The 14,811-nt window shown below is 43.0% G+C and carries 12 protein-coding genes and 1 pseudogene; 7 read left to right on the top strand and 6 right to left on the bottom strand.

All coding sequences use genetic code 11. The features are described from left to right. Positions 1–305 precede the first annotated feature (305 nt). Complete coding sequence (locus NV379_RS08485) at positions 306–1,367, bottom strand: LacI family DNA-binding transcriptional regulator (protein WP_258206870.1); 1,062 nt, start codon at positions 1,365–1,367, stop codon at positions 306–308. Between the two features lie 216 nt (positions 1,368–1,583). Next, the gene (locus NV379_RS08490; RefSeq protein WP_258206871.1) at positions 1,584–1,883 is read right to left on the bottom strand and encodes a hypothetical protein; all 300 of its coding nucleotides are present in this window, start codon (positions 1,881–1,883) and stop codon (positions 1,584–1,586) included. Positions 1,884–2,013: 130 nt separating this feature from the next. On the opposite strand from NV379_RS08490, the gene NV379_RS08495 reads away from it, so the two are divergent. Beyond that, the gene (locus NV379_RS08495) at positions 2,014–2,352 is read left to right on the top strand and encodes a DUF1904 family protein (RefSeq protein ID WP_258206872.1); all 339 of its coding nucleotides are present in this window, start codon (positions 2,014–2,016) and stop codon (positions 2,350–2,352) included. Positions 2,353–2,423: 71 nt separating this feature from the next. Here the strand turns inward: NV379_RS08495 and NV379_RS08500 are convergent, their stop codons facing one another. Continuing rightward, on the bottom strand, positions 2,424–3,095 hold the full coding sequence (locus NV379_RS08500; RefSeq protein ID WP_373426096.1) for a GyrI-like domain-containing protein: 672 nt from the start codon (positions 3,093–3,095) through the stop codon (positions 2,424–2,426). 99 nt (positions 3,096–3,194) lie between these two features. Between NV379_RS08500 and NV379_RS08510 the strand changes: the two genes are divergently transcribed. Both NV379_RS08510 and NV379_RS08515 read left to right on the top strand, forming a co-directional pair. Then, the gene (locus NV379_RS08510; protein ID WP_258206873.1) at positions 3,195–3,743 is read left to right on the top strand and encodes a GyrI-like domain-containing protein; all 549 of its coding nucleotides are present in this window, start codon (positions 3,195–3,197) and stop codon (positions 3,741–3,743) included. A 323-nt stretch (positions 3,744–4,066) separates the two neighbouring features. Next, positions 4,067–4,891: a hypothetical protein gene (locus NV379_RS08515; RefSeq protein ID WP_258206874.1), complete on the top strand. Its 825-nt coding sequence runs from the start codon at positions 4,067–4,069 to the stop codon at positions 4,889–4,891. Between the two features lie 463 nt (positions 4,892–5,354). Here the strand turns inward: NV379_RS08515 and NV379_RS08520 are convergent. The 3 genes and pseudogenes from NV379_RS08520 to NV379_RS08535 form a co-directional block, all read right to left on the bottom strand. Further along, positions 5,355–6,031: pseudogene (locus tag NV379_RS08520) on the bottom strand (arylamine N-acetyltransferase family protein). 273 nt (positions 6,032–6,304) lie between these two features. Next, entirely contained in the window at positions 6,305–6,565 is a 261-nt protein-coding gene (locus tag NV379_RS08530; protein ID WP_258207182.1) for a metal-sensitive transcriptional regulator, read from the bottom strand. Positions 6,566–6,580: 15 nt separating this feature from the next. After that, a complete protein-coding gene (locus NV379_RS08535; RefSeq protein WP_258206876.1) occupies positions 6,581–9,094 on the bottom strand; it encodes a CoA-disulfide reductase in 2,514 nt (837 codons plus the stop codon). A gap of 266 nt (positions 9,095–9,360) precedes the next feature. Here NV379_RS08535 and NV379_RS08540 point away from each other — a divergent pair, with 266 nt between their 5' ends. The 4 genes from NV379_RS08540 to NV379_RS08555 all read left to right on the top strand — a co-directional run bounded on the left by NV379_RS08540 (position 9,361) and on the right by NV379_RS08555 (position 14,785). After that, positions 9,361–10,785, top strand: coding sequence for an NAD-dependent malic enzyme (locus NV379_RS08540; RefSeq protein WP_258206877.1), 1,425 nt, complete (start codon positions 9,361–9,363; stop codon positions 10,783–10,785). A gap of 78 nt (positions 10,786–10,863) precedes the next feature. After that, positions 10,864–11,016, top strand: a complete 153-nt coding sequence (locus NV379_RS08545; protein WP_258206878.1) for a hypothetical protein — start codon at positions 10,864–10,866, stop codon at positions 11,014–11,016. A 118-nt stretch (positions 11,017–11,134) separates the two neighbouring features. Further along, positions 11,135–13,102: a ribosomal protection-like ABC-F family protein gene (abc-f, locus tag NV379_RS08550; RefSeq protein WP_258207183.1), complete on the top strand. Its 1,968-nt coding sequence runs from the start codon at positions 11,135–11,137 to the stop codon at positions 13,100–13,102. Between the two features lie 189 nt (positions 13,103–13,291). Beyond that, positions 13,292–14,785, top strand: a complete 1,494-nt coding sequence (locus NV379_RS08555) for a hypothetical protein (protein ID WP_258206879.1) — start codon at positions 13,292–13,294, stop codon at positions 14,783–14,785. The last annotated feature ends 26 nt before the right edge of the window (positions 14,786–14,811 follow it).

Consider the following 14,811-nt stretch of genomic DNA (forward strand, 5'->3'; position numbering starts at 1 on the left):
GAGTAAAAAATGCGAAATGGGTTAACATTTTCAAGTTAAAGCTAGAAATTTCCGGTTAATTCACGCCACATCTAAAATGGAAGCGCATACAATTAAGTGTTGCAACTTCATCCATTTACTCACTTATTGGATGTTTTTATTTTTTTGGACAAATTTTTATCCAAATTATTCTTTGTTTTTCATCCTAAACTACGTTTTTGGTATTGTCAATCATAATTTTCAGAATATTTGGATCCAAAAAAAATATCCTTAATCTAAAAAAAGACAAACAAAAAACCCGCTACTATCATGCGGGCTTTGTTACACTATCCTGTTGTCACGAGCCGAGAATAAAGGGATGATTCACGAACAATGATCGAGCAAGGAAGTAGAATCTTAGGTGGTGCAGGGTAATGCCCTTCCAAGTAATCCACGATCGACTTCGCTGCCATCATACCAATCTCAAATCGAGGAACTTGCACAGACGTGAGTGGAGGGGTCGTATATTGCGCCATCTCAATGTTGTCCATGCCCATGAATGCAAGATCATCCGGTATACGACATTCCTGCTCAAGTGCTGCGCGCATTGCAGGAATAGCGAGCATATCACTTGCACAGAACATTGCAGTTGGCCACTCGTTACGCGGCAAATTCTTGAGCATATCGCCCATTTTGCGATAACTACGATTCACATTCCACTGCGAATTAATCATCCACGAAGGATTGATCCGTAAATCTGCATCCAGCATCGCAAATTTATATCCGACAAACCGTTCTTCACTATCCATCGTCTTCGAAAAAGACGGTCCTCCAATAAATCCAATTCGCGTATGCCCTTGATCAATTAAATGGCGAACCCCAGCTCGTGAAGCATACACCCGATCACAATCTACCACTGGGACATTCAGTTTATCATCGTTAATACTAACTCCAAGCACATGAACATTTTCCTTACGCAGCACCTGATAAAGCGATTCATCATACCAGCTGACTGCAAGCACCCCTTGTATATCATGTTCTTGGACCAATGCCTTCATCTTCGCTGCATCATCCACTTCTTCCGATGTACGAATAATCGGGGCAGGCAGACCCATCTCTTTCATCTTGTGATGAATCCCGTCAAATACACGGGTGAAATACGGATGGTTGTAGATTAAATGCTGCGGGCCAATACAAGCAATCTGTAGGAGATTCGCGTTCTTCTTCGGGATAGACTTACTTGACTTAACCGGTGATTCAGTTATTTCATAACCGAGTTCCAACGCGATCTGACGTACTTTCTGCTTGGTGTCCTCACTAACGGGTCTACTCGTATCCCCACTAATGGCACGAGAAGCCGTTGAGATGGATACCCCAGCACGCTCTGCAATATCTTTAAGTCGAGTCAATTGTGCACCTCCTTGCTCCTTTATTCATGAATCCATTCCTTACAACCTATGGAATTTCCTTATATCATAATCTTGAGATAATTCGGCGTCAATTGGCTACTTTTTAATCTGATGACTTATTGGATCTAATCATCCCTTGCATGATAAAAAGGAGCTGCACCCGCAGTCACACGACCACATGGCACAGCTCCTTCTATATCTCAACCTATATCCGACTTAGTAACGACGGTTCAGGTTCATTAAATTTTGCAGTAAATTGTCGCGCATGCGATCTGGACCTTCTTCAATCGGTTCACCTAAATCTAGCTTCTTCACGCGAATTTTGTAATTGCGATCTGGCGCAACAGGATTGAAATTCGTCGTACCGCCAAACGGCTCTACTTTATATCCAAGCTCCGAGAACATCGTAACCAACTGCTCTGCTGTTGGTTTCTTCGACTCGGGTTGTTCGATAAGTCCACGGAACATCTTCGTTTCCCCATCACGAATCACTTCAAAATGCACAATACATTCCATATGTGTCCTCTCCTTTGTGTCTAGTCATGGTGTAATGGACATAGTATTCCCATACAAAATTTCTATTCCCGTCCATATTATAGTACTATTACTACATAGCATAAGCAAATTGGAAAGGGTTGACCTACACATGCCACAACTCATCGTAAGAGGCGTTACACCTGAGCAAATGTGCACAATTAGTACTCCACTTGTCAAAGAACTTGCAGAACTATGCGAGTGCGACAACGATAACTTTATGATCGAATGCATCCATACAACATCGGTATTCGGCGGTAATGTTGTTGAAACTTATCCCTTCATCGAAGTTGCATGGTTCGAACGTGGTAAAGAAGTCCGCGACAAATTCGCCGACATCGTTACGAAACATGTAAGATCCCTTGACATTCCGGAGGTAGAAGTCGCATTTACGGTCTTCCAAGAAAACAGCTATTATATCAATGGTGAAAGCTGTTCGGACGAAGAATAATCGGGTTTAATAACGATCAAAAGCAAGCTAAAAGGCGTATAGATAATTTACGCCTGGTTTGCTTTTTTTATTTATTTTAAAGGAATATATACCACGATTTCATCTAGCTTATCGGGCTTGAACACCTCTAGTGAATAAGCATCTGCATCATGATCAAGACCTTGCGCACGAATCTTCTCCAACATGAAAAAATACGTATCATCGATCTCCGTCCGGCTCGTCTCACCTACATGGTTATAAACCGCATACTCACGGGTAGGTAAAGTGATCGTCACCATATGTTCCGGTATCATTATTGGATTAATAACTTCAATTCCAGCGATGTAACGATAAATTCGACTCCTACTCAAAGACACGCCGATTCGATTCACTTGGCTCATGGGATTTGGAATCTCATTCTCTCTACGACTTAGTTCGTCCCATAATGTCGGAGCATGCACTTTCGCCATATATACCGCGGTAAAAGGAGCTTGAAACTCAAGTCCCACAACATGAGTAACCGGCTTGATCACCCTGCTGAAAGGAAGTTGCTTGTTGCTGGCAGCCGATGACTTTAGGATGCTGTATTCCCCATGCTTACCCGTCTCCGAATATAGCGGCACACCCATTCCACTTAACTCTTGCAAGTAGCGAAGCATCGTGCGGTAAGATACTGCGAATTCTACCGCTAACTCATCCACCGTAAACTTCTGTTTTTCATAGACTCGAATCATCACTTCGTGTAATCGCTGTGTCTTGGTCACAAATTTCACACCTATCATTTTTTACTGACAGATTTTGTCACCCTTCTATTGTAAAATGAAAATAGTTAATCGTATATCACTTTTTAGGAGGCAAAAGCAATGACACAAGCAAATAGAACCATGCTCGTCACCAAAGAAGCATTCCAAGCAATCGGGTTAAAATGGGAAGGAACCTTCGCGGAAGCTAGCGCAGGTGGGATTCGCGCGGTACAAACGGAGTTTAAGAAGCGGTTAGGAGAGATCAAGCATGTGCTGCACCCGGAGTCTTTATTAGGGCTCTCCTATCACATTACCGAAGGCGGATTCACCCATTATGTATCCGTTGAAGTTGATAGAATCGAAGACGTTCCCGAAGACATGCACAGCATTTCCGTACCAACGATGACCTACGCCAAGTGTGAGCATAAGAAAGGTCAGCAGATCGACATGTCCTACAACAATATCTATGCATGGATTGAGAATCAGGGTTATCAAGTGCTTCAAGGCGATACTTTCCACTTTGAAATCTACCCCATGGCTAATGACCCTTACTCGAATGACCCTGAATTTGTGATTATGATTGCAGTTGATGACAGGATATCTCAAATAACAAAAGAGAATCTACATGCTGAAGTTTCATCTGGGAGCCCTCAGGGTCGCGAAGCATGATAATAGCTTAAAATAATAATTTGTAAATAAAAATTCTTAAACTGAATATATAAATTTCAAAAACATTCCGAATGATAGATAATATGCTCTCATGTTAGACAATGAAAGGGTGACATCTAATAGTCGAGTTATCTCTTCTTTATTCCGTAGTTTATCTGACATTAGACATATTCAATAACACGGAGCTAAACTATTTTTAGTTCTTCCCATAAATAGATTTATGTAAAAAAATAATAGTTTTTAAATAATATTGTTTTTTTTAGGAAAATATTGTATTTTAATAGAGTGTCGACACAAACAATTCAAACAATTTGGAGGGTAACATGAAAAAAGTATTCACATTAGTACTAACAATGTTATTAATTATTTCAAGTTTATCTAGCATTGTGAGCGCAAAAACTGCTAACCCAACAGTAGAAGAAGTAGATTCTTATATGACAAATGCAGGTTATCCAGCTGAAGTTATTAATTACCTAGAATTCGATCAAAAGAAAACTATCTTTTCTAACTCATTAACTTATGTTTCTCATAAAGCAGTGGATGGTAATTTAAAAGAACAGAATGACCAAATTACACCCTATGCATTTAGTAACTTTGTAAATTATATTACTACAAGTGCTTATGGCACAGTTAACAGTCTAAAAAAATATCATATAAGTTATAATTGGAATTGGAATTATAATCCAACATTTGTGTTAACAGATAAATTTGGCATGGCTTGGAGCGATGACTGGAGTATTGTCAACGGTACGGCAAAGAGCACTTACATAACTGAGGGACGATTTAATAATGCTACTGAAACTCATTATGTCTACTCTAATGGACAAGATACTTTTGCTCCAGGAACAGGAATCGGTTGGAAAGTAGATCTTCTCAATAAGTTTGATAAGTATTATGCACCTGCAAATCAAGTTGTATCTTACTCTACCTATAAACATAGAGGATATGGAGAGTTAGATATTCATAAGGCAATTGACAATTCAGGCAACCGAGAAGTAACTGATGTAGCAGGAGCATACTTCCACAAAGAAGGAACAGTTAATGGTACTCTCACTTTAAGTAAAACACCGGAAGTTGGAATTACTTGGGGAACTCAATATGATGAAGCCCCACATGCCGCGTATAGTTTTGAGTGGTATCATAATTAATAACTAATTAGACGATCCCTCAAGGATCGTCTCTATTCTTATAAAGAATATATAAGTAATGTATTTTCAAGGAGTTGATGCTTCCATGCTAGGTATTGTCCCGTTAATAGGTATGTATTTATCACCATTTATTTCTTTTATTTTTATGTTTCTCCTACTTGAAGGAAAACCAAAAAGGGTTATAATCTCACTTCTCTTCTCATTGCTATTTTGGACATTAATCTGTACTATTCTTGCTACTGGTGGATAATATTATTTTAACAATTACAAAATTTAAAAGATCTTAGCTCATGTACATATTGGTATTATCCATTTTGAAATCTATCCGATTACCAATGATCCTTACTCGAATGATCCTGAGTTCGTGATTATGATTCCTATTAAATAAACCAAAAAGCAAGCCAATTGCGTATAACCGCGAAATGGCTTGCTTCTATTTTTGTAGAGTTGCTAAATTCGTAAATTAATTCAATTTGATTATTAATTCAAAATAACGACGAGCCGCTTCCTCGATTTGGGGGTTCTCTAATTTCTCTTTGAACTTATCGTTTCCTTTGACCGTAATTAACGTGTTGCCTAGTAAAGTAATTCGTCCGTCTTCCGTTACTCTGGAAAGGAAATACCCCTTGGTAAACGATGTTTCAGGAGCCGTTTCCGTCGCGACACAATACGGATGTATTTGTTCCAAATCCCACGCAGTTAGTGCTGTTGAGAAGCGATAGAGTATCTCCCAACCTTCACCACTATCTTTTTGCAAATAGTAATACGTTTCGGTCTCGTCCTTGGTGACACGGTAATTGCCATCACGATCAACAACCGCCTCCCCGTTGATCGGAACAGGTACTCGCGGACAACTCCCTCCAAATCCAAAATCGACCAAGTAATCTTGGGTTTTCAACGATACCTTCATGAGTAGATGTGCATTCTCAAGCGCCCAAGTCTGATTTGCTGCTACAAATACAGTCCCCGCCATAAGATGAGCTTCATATCCCAGCTCTTGTAACAGATGATGGAACAATCCATTTAATTCATAACAAACACCACCACGATTGTTAAGCACAACTTGTTATATAGATCCTCGACCTTTAAAGATAGTGGCTTTTTGTTCATTATATCTAGATTTTCAAAATGCACTTGCATGACATGCTGTTTCTGTAAATGCGCTAAATACGCTAAGTTCAAATCATCTTGTTTATTGGCTTAAATACGGTTCAAATAGTCTTGTTTATCCATAGTATCACCTACGATATTAGTTTTAAGTGCATACTTAATATATATTTTTATATATAATATATAATTATAAGTGATTTAAATCAAATTGTCGCTCCTTATTTTATAAAAAAAGGCACTCCCATCTGTAGCTAAACCACTACTTCTGGAAATGCCTCTTTGCTTTATAAATAAATTAACTATTTACCTCGTCTTCACCAGCAAATTCACCGCTTGCTGAATCACATCGTCCGCATTATTGCCCTTCTCAAGTTCTTCCTTGATGCAGTGGGATAGATTGTCTCCTACCACGAGACCAATTGAGCGGTCTACTGCTGTGCGAATGGCAGATAGCTGGGTGACGATCTCACGACAATCTTTCTCATTCTCCATCATGCTGAGCACACCGCGGATTTGACCTTCAATGCGGCGCAGCCGATTTTTCAAAGAATCGCTATATTCCACCACGTTCACTTCCTCTTAGATAAATAAGTTCAATCCAGCGTCTTCCGCATCCCCTAAGTAGCTTGCTACGCCGCCGTATTCAATACCGTCCAACAACTCTTCCTGCTTCATACCCATTATATCCATACTCATCGTACAAGCAACAAATTTCACGCCGGACTCTTGCGCTTTGTGCATCAATGTTGCGAGGGAATCCACATTCTTACGCTGCATCGCGTGCTCGATCATCTTCGGTCCCATACCCGCCATATTCATCTTGGACATCGGCAAGTTGCCTACGCCTTTCGGCATCATTATGCCGAACATTTTCTCAACGATATCTTTATCTACTTTCGGCGCATCTGCCTTACGCAGAATGTTTAAGCCCCAGAACGTGAAGAACATCGTCACTTTCTTGCCCATCGACACCGAGCCTAATGCAATGATGAATGACGCGATTGCCTTATCTAAATCTCCGCTGAACACAACCAATGTCGCGCCATTCTTCGTATTTGCAGGTGCAGCAGCAACTGCGTTCACTCCATTAACCTCTGCTCCTCCACCCTTACGGATGCGCGCATGAACGGTATTATTTTGCACAGAGGAATCGAGTAATTGATGTCCCCGCTTCTCGCACCATTTCTTAATATCTGCGGCAAATCCAGGGTCGGTCGCCTTCACTTCCAACACTTCGCCAGCCTTCATTTTCTCCACCGTATTATATACTTGCAAAATCGGCCCTGGACACTGCAATCCACATGCGTCGATCGTGACACTTGCTTCGACAGATGTCGCTTGCGTTTCGATCTGATCTGGCTTCTGATCTACTTGCTTCACTTCGCTCGCCACCGTAGTTCCCCCTTGCGACTGTCCATTCCCAGTGGACACTTTACTCTGTGCTTCTTGCTCCCGATATACACTCGCATACGTGCGATAACCGCCGTCTAAGTTCTTCACTTGATAACCATGCTCCATCAGAACACGCGCAGCCAAGTAACCTCTAAGTCCAACCTGACAAGACACATACACAATCTGATCCTTCGGCACTTCTGCCATGCGCTCACGCAGATCATTGAGCGGAATGTTGATCGAACCAGCAATATAGCCCATCTCGCGCTCAATCGCATCACGAACATCAATTAACAACCCGCCTTCGCGAACGATCTCATCAATCTCATGCCACTGCACCGTATCTACCAAGCCTTCGACGATATTCGTTGCCACATAACCCGCCATGTTCACTGGATCTTTCGCCGAAGAATACGGAGGTGCGTATGCAAGCTCTAGCTCTGGAAGCTCCGTTACCGTGAGTCCGCCTCGCATTGCGGTTGCGATCACATCGATGCGCTTATCTGCTCCGTCGAAGGAAACCGCTTGAGCACCGAGAATACGCCCGGATTCTTTTTCAAAAATAAGCTTGAGTGAAATCGCCGCCGCACCCGGATAGTAAGATGCATGTGAACTCGGATGTACGTGGATCACTTCATAAGAAGCCCCTACACGCTGAAGCGTCTTCTCATTGTTGCCTGTTGCCGCAACGGTTAGATCGAACACCTTCGCAATCGAAGTACCGAGTACGCCATTGTATTTCACATCACGACCATTAATCCGATCTGCCACAATATGACCTTGGCGGTTCGCACCCCATGCAAGCGGCACAACAGTTGGTTGTCCGTTCACAAGATCCATCACTTCAATCGCATCACCAATCGCATAGATCGAAGGATCATTCGTCAGCAGCGAGCTGTTCACTTTAATCGCACCACGTAGGCCAAGTTCTAGACCTGCATCCTTCGCAAGCTTATTCTCTGGCTGCACACCAATTGCAAGAATGATCATATCTGCCGCAAGCTCTCGACCACTGCTAAGCTTCACAAGCTTTCCATTATTCTCAAAAGATTGCACGCCATCCTCAAGAAGGATGTCTACACCCTTCGCACGCATGTGCTCCTGCACGATACAAGCCATCTCGTAGTCGATTGGTGCCATCACTTGCTTGCCCATCTCCACTAATGTCACGTGAATGCCTTGCTCCACAAGGTTCTCAACCATCTCAACACCGATGAATCCGCCGCCTATCACGACTGCGCGCTTCGGCTTATTGTTATCGATATGAGACTTGATGCGATCCGTATCTGGAATGTTACGCAGCGTGAACAAGTCCTTCGCATCCGCAATACCTGGCAAATCTGGAACGATCGGCTTCGCGCCAGGCGATAATACCAGCACATCGTAAGACTCTTCGTACTCTTCATTCGTACTTAAATTCGTGACTGTAACCGTCTTGCGATCCCGATTAATACGAGTGACTTCGCTCAAATTACGAATATCCAGCCCAAAGCGCTTGGACATCCCGCCTACCGTCTGTACCAGTAACTTTTTGCGATCCGTAATCGATCCGCCAATGTAATATGGAAGTCCGCAGTTCGCGAACGAAATGTATTCCCCACGCTCGAACATAATAATCTGATTCTGCTCATTTAGACGACGAAGTCGTGCCGCAGTCGTTGCACCGCCTGCTACTCCGCCAACAATTACGATTTTGTTCATATTATTTATGCCTCCCATTCAATATACCCTACGGGGTATTAAATACCTATGGGGGTATTATGACATATTCAACAATCCCTTGTCTAGCGCTATTTCAGCAATTTTTCGCTCGCAATTATTGCTATTTCGTGAAAACAATAATTAATGTTTCCTATTACGTACTTTAAAATGTTCTATTAACCAAAACTCTAATATCCAAAAAACCTATGCTATGATAGGGAAGTATTTACCGGCATGTACTTTTTTTCAATTATTAGGGGGAAATTATGGGAAACAAAATGCTAGGTGCTAAGAGTATTATTCTTCGTCTTGAAATCAGCACAGGAGAAATCAAATTCGGACAAATTGCGCAATGCATTTCCGAAGCAGGTGGCGACATCGTTGCGATAGACGTAATTCATACTGCACCAAACATGACCATTCGTGACATTACAATCGACACTGTTGACACTTCTCATATTCAGAAAATTACAGAATCTATCAAAGAACTTCACGGCGTTAAACTTGTGAACGTATCGGACCGCACCTTCTTGCTTCACCTTGGCGGTAAGATCGAGATGAAACCGAAAACTCCAATCCACAACCGTGAAGATCTATCTCGCGTATACACACCAGACGTAGCTCGCGTATGTATGGCGATTCATGACGAGCCTAAGAAAGCTTATTCCCTTACAATGAAACGTAACTCTGTTGCTGTTATTTCAGATGGAAGCGCTGTCCTAGGCCTTGGAAATATTGGTCCTTACGCAGCAATGCCAGTTATGGAAGGTAAAGCGATGCTATTCAAGCAATTTGCTGATGTTGATGCATACCCAATCTGCTTGGACACACAAAATGTTGAAGAAATTATTAAAACAATCAAAGCTATCGCGCCAGCATACGGCGGTATTAACTTAGAGGATATCTGCTCCCCAGGCTGCTTCGAGATCGAACAACGCCTTCGTGAAGAGCTAGACATTCCAGTGTTCCACGATGATCAACATGGTACAGCAGTTGTTATCTATGCAGGTCTAATCAACGCGCTTAAAGTTGTAAACAAGCCAATTGATGAAATTAAGGTTATCGTGTGCGGTATTGGTGCAGCAGGCGTAGCTTGCAGTAACATTCTACTTGCAGCAGGTGTTAAGAACTTGATCGGTGTTGACCGTGCAGGTGCAATTAATGCAGATAACGTATACGAAAACTCCGTGTGGAATGATTATGCACAGCGTACGAATCCACACCGTCAATCCGGTTCATTAAGCGAAGTAATCGAAGGTGCTGACGTGTTCATCGGTCTATCCGCTGGTGGCATTCTAAAGCGTTCTGATGTTGAGAAAATGGCTAAAGATCCTGTCATCTTCGCGATGGCGAACCCGACACCTGAAATTATGCCTCACGAGGTGGAAGATATCGTAGGTGTGATCGCGACTGGTCGCTCCGACTTCCCGAACCAAATCAATAACGTACTTTGCTTCCCAGGTATGTTCCGCGGGGCACTTGATTGCCGTGCAACAACAATTAACGAAGAGATGAAGCTTGCAGCTGCTGAAGCGATCGCATCCATCGTAACTGACGGTGAGCGCGATAACTTCTACATCATTCCTTCTGTATTTAATACGAAAGTTGTTCCTGCAATCCGCGAAGGCGTTATCCGTGCAGCGATCAAGACTGGCGTTGCAACACGTATTCCAAGTCAATTTAGAAAATAATAGACTCACTACGAGTTGAATATTCTGCTAATTGTGTGTTACATTAATAATAATTAACGATAAAGGAGGTGAGGTAGGATGGAACGCAATTTTGTAAACGATCGTATTAGCCAATTGCCTATGGCATTATTTGGCATTACTCATGTGAAAACTGGGAACGGGATCAGTCTGCCCTTCTACAGCCAAACGAATACGATTAAACAAAATTGCGAGATGACACTCCTACCTTAACCTCAAACGTGGATATACGTGTGATGATCAAAGGCTGTAGGGACATTTCCCTGCAGCCTTTTTTCTGTTGTTCAAGAGGCTTACGGAGTCGTCATCCATAAGGAGAAATTTACTCATGATGATGATAACTTTTCAACATATTCAAAAATATTACGGTGCAGCGCTTGCGATTAGCGACATTTCTTTTGAAATTAAGCAAGGAGAGAAAGTTGCTTTAATTGGGCGTAACGGCGCTGGAAAGACGACCATTTTCCACTTAATCAAAGGCACGTTTAAACCTGATCAAGGTCAGATTGCGATTCGCAAAGATTCGAAGATCGGCTTCCTAGCCCAAATTCCGAATTACGAAGACACAACGAATGTCTATGAAGTGCTAGGCGAAAGCTTCCGCGAGTTAAGAGGATGGCAGGAGCAGATGAAGCAGCTCGAAGCGAGAATGGCTGACCCTGAGCAGAGCGCGGATGCGGATGCTTTTGACAAAATGCTAACGCAGTATGGGCAGTTACAAGAGAAGTTTGAACGTGAAGGCGGGTACGAAATGGATGCTCGCATTGAACGTATTGCTAGTGGACTTGGCATTCCATCATCCCAATATACAAGACCATTCGCTTCCCTCTCTGGTGGCGAGAAGACGAAGGTTGGTCTAGGTGCACTCCTCCTTACACAACCCGATATTCTATTGCTCGATGAGCCGACGAACCATCTCGACATGAATGCAATTGAGTGGTTGGAGCAATACTTGGTCGCATATAGCGGCACCGTGATGGTCATCTCGCATGACCGTTATTTCCTAGATAAAGTCGTGACGAAAGTCGTCGATATTGAAGACGGCGAAGCGATTACTTACCATACCAATTACAGTGAATATCAGAAGGAAAAGGAAGCACGTCTTCTCGCTCAGTTCGCCGATTATCAAGAACAGCAGAAGAAGATCAAGAAGATGAAAGAGTCGATCAAACAGCTCATTGAATGGGGCAATCGCGGAAATCCGCCCAACCCATCGTTCCACACTCGCGCGGCTTCCATGCAGAAAGCACTCGATCGTATGGAGAAAGTGAAGAAGCCGATCTTAGAGCGTAAAGCAATCGACCTCCAGCTTACCCAAAGCGATCGTTCAGGCAAGCAGGTACTCACACTGGATGGCATTAGTAAATCATTCAGCAATCGTGCGTTGTTCGATAACGTCAGTGAGCAGCTACAATACGGTGAGCGCGTTATGCTGATTGGCAACAACGGGACAGGTAAAAGTACAATACTTAAGATGGTTCTCGGGCAGGAGCAGCCAGACGTTGGTGAGATTCGTGTTGGATCACGTGTAGATATCGGCTACTTGGCACAAGAGAATGCTCCACTCGATAATAAGAAGACCGTCTTGCAGTACTTCCGCGAGGAACTTGGTATGGAGGAAGGCGAAGCGCGCGGTCAATTAGCTCGATTCCTATTCTACGGTGCCGATGTGTTCAAGCAAGTGCGGGGACTATCCGGCGGCGAATGGAGCCGTCTACGTCTAGCTCTACTCATGTACCGCAAGCCGAATCTGCTCATGCTCGATGAACCGACGAACCATCTGGACATCGACTCCCGCGAAGCGCTGGAAGAGACGTTAGAAGATTTTCCAGGGACGATACTTGCGGTTTCTCATGATCGGTACTTCATTAATCGTCTTGCCAGTAAGATCTGGGAGCTGAATCGCGGCGCGATCACCAACTATTTGGGCAACTTTGATCACTATATGGAGAAGAGATCGCCGCTATCGGCAGGACTTACGTTCGATGAAGGAAAAGCGGAGGTACGTGCGGTAAGAACAGAACAACCGATTAGCACCCATATTGTTGATCCATCCTCCCAAGGTAGCAATAGCTCAAGTCACTCTAACAAGTCTGGCATGAAGCCTTTTACATTCGCTCGATTAGAGAAGGATATTGCGGAGCTAGAAACTCAGTTGCAAGAAATTGATACACAGATGCTTGCTCCTGAAGTTTGTTCGGATACGCAGAAGCTTATGTCACTCCAGACTGAACGTGACATACACCAAGCTTCACTTGATGAGCTGTATGAGCGCTGGATGGCTGCGACTGAAAGTTAGCAGATCAGTTCCAAATTTATTAACGATTACCACTTCACTCTTTCTTACAGAATTGTCATTCTGCCGTAAGCTGGTTGAATTCAAACAATTACTTTCATCCCTTATAATGTAAGAAAAACATCATGATTCAAACAACATAAGAGATGAGGTTCGATGCGAGTGAGGCTGCATAATAGAAAAACAGTAACCATGGCCATTACGATCATTGCAGCGACGATGATTGTTACGGGTTGTACAGGTACCAAGAAACCTCCAGCACCTTTTGCGAAACCTACTGCCGCTGAGAATACGACTTTACCCTATCAAGATTTGAAAAAAGAATGGTCCACGATGACAATGGATCGTTATGTTGAACGTATTGCACAGCAAGCTAAAACCACTTGGTCTCAGCTCGATAAAATATGGCCAGGAGTAGACTTTGGCAGTTATCAGGTCGCAATTCGATCAGGCAGTGACGCATGGCTAATTAAAGCGAAGAGCGGTGAATTAAGCAAAATCGACATAAAGGATCTACCTGAGGATTATCAACTTTACCCAGGACTCTATTTACCACCCGACGCTGGGAAAATGAATGATGTACCGACGATGTTGCTTACGATTGACCCTGATCTTTTCAAAAAGCCTTATGATGAAGGTGAATTCGAATCTATACCTACTTCCAATGTTTCATTCATGGCTCTAACTCACGAGACATTCCATCACAGTCAAGAACGTTGGAGTTATGACCGAGAAGAAGCGAGTACAGAGCGAAGCACGATCTACCCCATCAATGTGGAAGCCCGTCAAATGCGCTTAGAAATTATCCATCATCTACGTGAAGCGGTGCTACAACCTGAGATGGAACTTAGTCACATTCAAGCGGCTCGCTGGACGTATGATCAGATGATAGAGAAGCAGAAGGATGAATATGATCGTATTCGGATGTATGATTTGCTTGAAGGGACAGCGAGATTTTTCGATATGAGTGCGAATGCAAGAGCTGCACTTGGCTGGAAAGCGTCTCCTGCGGAGATGGATGATATTTTCCGTAAAATGATGAAGATCGACTATCACTTAGGGCGCTACGATGGGCAAAGCGATAGCGAATCTTATGAGATCGGTGGACCTGCTGGTATTCTACTTGAGCGTCAAGGGAATATGACTTGGAAAAAAGATGCCGAGAAGGGAATCCCTCCACTCGAATCGCTGCTTAAGAGCGCGAAACCTGTTGAGATGAAGACCCCACAATCTGTTAAAGATATCTTGGATAAGAAAGTAGCACAACCTTCAGAAGTCATAAAGCCAGGCATGGAATCTTTGAAAAAAGTCATCGAGTCGAAGAATGTAAGTTTCATTATCCCTGGTAATGCGACGGATTATGAAGTACCTGAGTCTTCAGGAGGCTTTTCATACCCTTCGATAAAATTAGATTCGAAGTTCAGTAATCTAACGTTCTTCCCTCGAATTAGCAGCGTAACTACCTTGCAGAATGGAAAAATCACTTTAAAGAATAGCGGATTTATTTCAGGAGAATTGAAATTGCCAGAGTTCAAAGAGCAACCGTATGTATCGATGATCCCACTACCAAAAGAAGCTAAGATCTCGGACAAGAGGATCGAGGTCAACACGGATTCGATGCAAGTATCGGTGAATATTACGAAAGTAGTCAAAAAGGCTGGTCACACGTTCTACGTTGTCGACTAGCAGAATTGCGAAGAACCTAGCTATAC

Origin of the sequence: Paenibacillus radicibacter (assembly GCF_024721995.1) — a bacterium.
GTDB lineage: Bacteria > Bacillota > Bacilli > Paenibacillales > NBRC-103111 > Paenibacillus_AM > Paenibacillus_AM radicibacter.

What these genes read in the sequence shown, in the direction of transcription:
- NV379_RS08490 (WP_258206871.1), bottom strand. Translation starts at nt 1,883, where the DNA reads ATGGAATGTATTGTGCATTTTGAAGTGATTCGTGATGGGGAAACGAAG.
- NV379_RS08495 (WP_258206872.1), top strand. Translation starts at nt 2,014, where the DNA reads ATGCCACAACTCATCGTAAGAGGCGTTACACCTGAGCAAATGTGCACA.
- NV379_RS08510 (WP_258206873.1), top strand. Translation starts at nt 3,195, where the DNA reads ATGACACAAGCAAATAGAACCATGCTCGTCACCAAAGAAGCATTCCAA.
- NV379_RS08515 (WP_258206874.1), top strand. Translation starts at nt 4,067, where the DNA reads ATGAAAAAAGTATTCACATTAGTACTAACAATGTTATTAATTATTTCA.
- NV379_RS08535 (WP_258206876.1), bottom strand. Translation starts at nt 9,094, where the DNA reads ATGAACAAAATCGTAATTGTTGGCGGAGTAGCAGGCGGTGCAACGACT.
- NV379_RS08540 (WP_258206877.1), top strand. Translation starts at nt 9,361, where the DNA reads ATGGGAAACAAAATGCTAGGTGCTAAGAGTATTATTCTTCGTCTTGAA.
- NV379_RS08545 (WP_258206878.1), top strand. Translation starts at nt 10,864, where the DNA reads ATGGAACGCAATTTTGTAAACGATCGTATTAGCCAATTGCCTATGGCA.
- abc-f (WP_258207183.1), top strand. Translation starts at nt 11,135, where the DNA reads ATGATGATAACTTTTCAACATATTCAAAAATATTACGGTGCAGCGCTT.
- NV379_RS08555 (WP_258206879.1), top strand. Translation starts at nt 13,292, where the DNA reads ATGGCCATTACGATCATTGCAGCGACGATGATTGTTACGGGTTGTACA.